The following is a 3,562-nucleotide window of genomic DNA, read 5'->3' as shown; positions in this document are numbered from 1 at the left end:
CTCAACGTCCTGCGCATCGTCAACGAGCCGACCGCCGCCGCCCTGGCCTACGGTCTGGAGAAGGGCGACAAGGAGCAGACCATCCTGGTCTTCGACCTCGGTGGCGGCACCTTCGACGTCTCGCTCCTGGAGATCGGCGACGGTGTGGTCGAGGTCCGTGCCACCTCCGGCGACAACAAGCTCGGTGGCGACGACTGGGACCAGCGCATCGTCGACTGGCTCGTCGACAAGTTCAAGAGCGCCAACGGTGTCGACCTGTCCAAGGACAAGATGGCGCTGCAGCGTCTGCGTGAGGCCGCCGAGAAGGCCAAGATCGAACTGTCCTCCTCCCAGCAGGCCAGCATCAACCTGCCGTACATCACCGTTGACCAGGACAAGAACCCGCTGTTCCTCGACGAGACCCTGTCCCGCACCGAGTTCCAGCGCATCACCCAGGATCTCCTGGACCGCGCGAAGAAGCCTTTCGCCGCCGTTCTCAAGGACGCCGACGTCAAGGTCTCCGACATCGACCACGTCGTGCTCGTCGGTGGGTCCACCCGTATGCCGGCCGTCACCGACCTGGTCAAGGAGCTGACCGGCGGTAAGGAACCGAACAAGGGCGTCAACCCGGATGAGGTCGTCGCCGTGGGCGCCGCCCTGCAGGCCGGCGTCCTGCGCGGCGAGGTCAAGGACGTGCTGCTCCTCGACGTCACCCCGCTGTCCCTCGGTATCGAGACCAAGGGTGGCGTGATGACCAAGCTCATCGAGCGCAACACCACCATCCCGACCAAGCGGAGTGAGACCTTCACCACCGCCGAGGATTCCCAGCCCTCCGTGCAGATCCAGGTGTTCCAGGGCGAGCGCGAGATGGCTCAGCAGAACAAGCTGCTCGGCTCCTTCGAGCTCGGTGGCATCGCCCCGGCTCCGCGTGGCGTGCCGCAGATCGAGGTCACTTTCGACATCGACGCCAACGGCATCGTCCACGTGACCGCCAAGGACAAGGGCACCGGCAAGGAGTCCACCATCACCATCCAGGACGGTTCCGGCCTGTCCCAGGAGGAGATCGACCAGATGGTGAAGGACGCCGAGGCTCACGCCGAGGAGGACAAGAAGCGCCGCGAGGAGCAGGAGGTCCGCAACTCCGCCGAGTCGATGTCCTACCAGACCCGCAAGTTCCTCACCGACAACGAGGACAAGGTCTCCGAGGAGACCAAGACCAAGGTCACCGAGGCCGCCGACGCCGTCGACGAGGCACTCAAGGGCGACGACATCGAGGCCGTCAAGGACGCCGTCGAGAAGCTGTCCGCCGAGAGCCAGGAGATGGGCAAGGCCATCTACGAGGCCGAGGCCGCCAACGCCGGCGCTGAGGGTGCCGCGTCCACCGAGGACGACGTGGTCGATGCCGAGGTCGTGGACGACGCCACCGAGGACGAGACCAAGTGACCGAACCGAACCCCGCTGACCCCGGTGCCCCGTCGGAGACCGACGAGGAGTTCACCGAGGCCGCCATGCCCGAGACCACCCCTGAGGAGGACGCCGTGAGCGCCGACGCCACCGAGGTTCTCGCCGGCGACGAGGATGTCGTCGACGCCACCGCCGACGCCGACATCGACGATTCCGGTGAACTGTCCGACGCCGAGCAGCAGCTTGCCGAGCGGACCGCTGATCTGCAGCGGATCACCGCGGAGTACGCCAACTACCGCAGGCGCACCGAGCGCGACCGGGTCGGTATCCGTGAGTCGGCGAAGGCCGATGTCGCCGCACAGCTGATTCCGCTGCGTGACGATCTCTCCCTCGCCGAGCAGCACGGTGACCTCACCGGGCCGCTGAAGGCCGTGGCAGACAAACTGGACTCCGTGTTCAGCGGCCTGAAGATCGAGGCTTTCGGTGTCGAGGGTGACACCTTCGACCCGGCACTTCACGAGGCGGTGCAGGACACCTCCTCCGGTGACGAGAAGGTTCTCGGCACCGTGCTGCGCCAGGGCTTCCGCCTGGGTGACCGCACACTGCGCACCGCGATGGTCATCATCGCAGACCCGCAGTAGGACCGCTCCGCCCCGTCCCACTGCTACGTGGCTGAAATCCCCATGGACTGAGGTACGCTCCCGACATTCCGGGTGCTCCCCGGTCTACGGGGGTTTTTCTGCGTACTGCCACGGTCGCTGCGCACGGGGTCAGTCGTCGTGTTCCCCGTTGTCACGACCCTCGTTGATCCGGTCCATGAGGTAGGCGTCCGGGTAGACCTGGATGATGCGTTGACCGTCGTCGTTGTCGGCGATGTCGGTGAACGGCAGGATCTCTGCCCCCTCGCGCAGCAGGTGGAGCTTCGGGCTGACCGGTCCGGGGTTCTCGGTGAACTGGGCCACGGCGACGGAGGTGACGGTGTTGATGCCGGCGAGCAGGTCCTGTCCGGTGGTGACCGCCCGGACCAGGAGCAGGTGGCGGTGCGGGGCGGCGACCATGATCCCGTCCGAGGTGTCCAGGCCCGGGGCCCAGCGTGGCAGCAGTTCGTCGAGGAAGAGCATCGCCGAGGCCAGGAAGAAGGAGCCGGACTCGATGACCCAGAAGTTCGAGCCGGGGTCGTCGCCGTGGACCTCGTTGACGTCGACCTCGGCTTCGGTGAGCTCCTGCCAGAGGTTGCGGTAGCCGGCGTGCCAGAGGTCCCCGAGATCGGATCCGGAGGTCAGCCCACGGGCCTCGAGGGTCGAGTCAGGCAGTGTCATGACGCTGGTCGGCGTGTCGATGACCAGGGAGATGACGAGGTCGGCCGTCCATGGCCGGGTGGACAGGGAGAACTGCGGTGAGGCAGGCTCTCCGACCGGGGTGAGCATGTCTTCTGCGACGAGGCGGACCTTGAGCTGGCGGAGTAGGTCGGCCTCGGAGAGCGTGACGGGGTCGATGCGGTGGGACATGGCGTCCATCAGGTTGTGGACCTGGGCGGCGATGTCGTCGCGGGTGAGGGCTTCGCCGGCCTGGGCGGCCTGGGCGGTCTGGAGGGAGAGGTTGTCGAGGCCGACGAGTTCGGTCTCCTCACCGCGGGTGGCGGAGATGTACCCGTCGGCACGCCAGCTGGTGGCGAACCCGAGTCGGTGGAGTTCGCGCAGGGTCTCGTCGCGGAGCATGTCGGCGGTGGCCCGGGACAGGTGCGGGAACATCGTGTCCGGGGTGTCGTCGGGTGGTGTCCGGTGGCCTCTGAAGAACATGTGTACGAGACTACCGGCCGGGAATGTTGTCCGCTTCCGGCGCGTTGGAGGAGATAGACCTTAGCGTGTTAGACTCAAGTTTCAATCACAGGCGGGAAGCCGGGAAGGGAGCGCACCACAGTGGCACAGAAGGAGTGGATCGACAAGGACTACTACGGTGTCCTCGGTGTCCCGTCCTCGGCCGGAGCTGACGAGATCAAGAAGGCCTACCGGAAGATCGCCCGGGACAACCACCCTGATGCTCATCCCGGGGACGCGGCCGCCGAGGAGAGGTTCAAGTCAGCCTCCGAGGCCTACTCCGTCATCGGTGACAAGGACAAGCGCGCCGAGTATGACGAGCTCAAGGCCATGGCGGCCAGTGGCATGGGCGGCATGGGCGG

General features: G+C 66.4%; 4 protein-coding genes. 3 read left to right on the top strand and 1 reads right to left on the bottom strand.

Annotated elements, in window-relative coordinates; genetic code table 11:
- Together dnaK and grpE are read left to right on the top strand one after the other, a co-directional pair.
- The coding region (gene dnaK, locus QZV72_RS07885; protein ID WP_297007012.1) for a molecular chaperone DnaK at positions 1–1,422 on the top strand (1,422 nt) is incomplete at its 5' end.
- Positions 1,419–2,024, top strand: a complete 606-nt coding sequence (gene grpE, locus QZV72_RS07880) for a nucleotide exchange factor GrpE (protein ID WP_297007009.1) — start codon at positions 1,419–1,421, stop codon at positions 2,022–2,024. The genes dnaK and grpE, both read left to right, overlap by 4 nt.
- Positions 2,025–2,153: 129 nt before the next feature.
- On the opposite strand, the gene QZV72_RS07875 is transcribed toward grpE, so the two are convergent.
- The gene (locus QZV72_RS07875) at positions 2,154–3,182 is read right to left on the bottom strand and encodes a hypothetical protein (protein ID WP_297007006.1); all 1,029 of its coding nucleotides are present in this window, start codon (positions 3,180–3,182) and stop codon (positions 2,154–2,156) included.
- Between the two features lie 120 nt (positions 3,183–3,302).
- Here QZV72_RS07875 and QZV72_RS07870 point away from each other — a divergent pair.
- A partial coding sequence (locus QZV72_RS07870; RefSeq protein ID WP_297007003.1) for a DnaJ domain-containing protein occupies positions 3,303–3,562 on the top strand: 260 nt, incomplete at its 3' end.

The organism is uncultured Corynebacterium sp. (genome assembly GCF_902782855.1).
Taxonomy (GTDB): Bacteria; Actinomycetota; Actinomycetes; order Mycobacteriales; family Mycobacteriaceae; genus Corynebacterium.
This window is presented reverse-complemented; position numbering and strand designations above follow the sequence as displayed.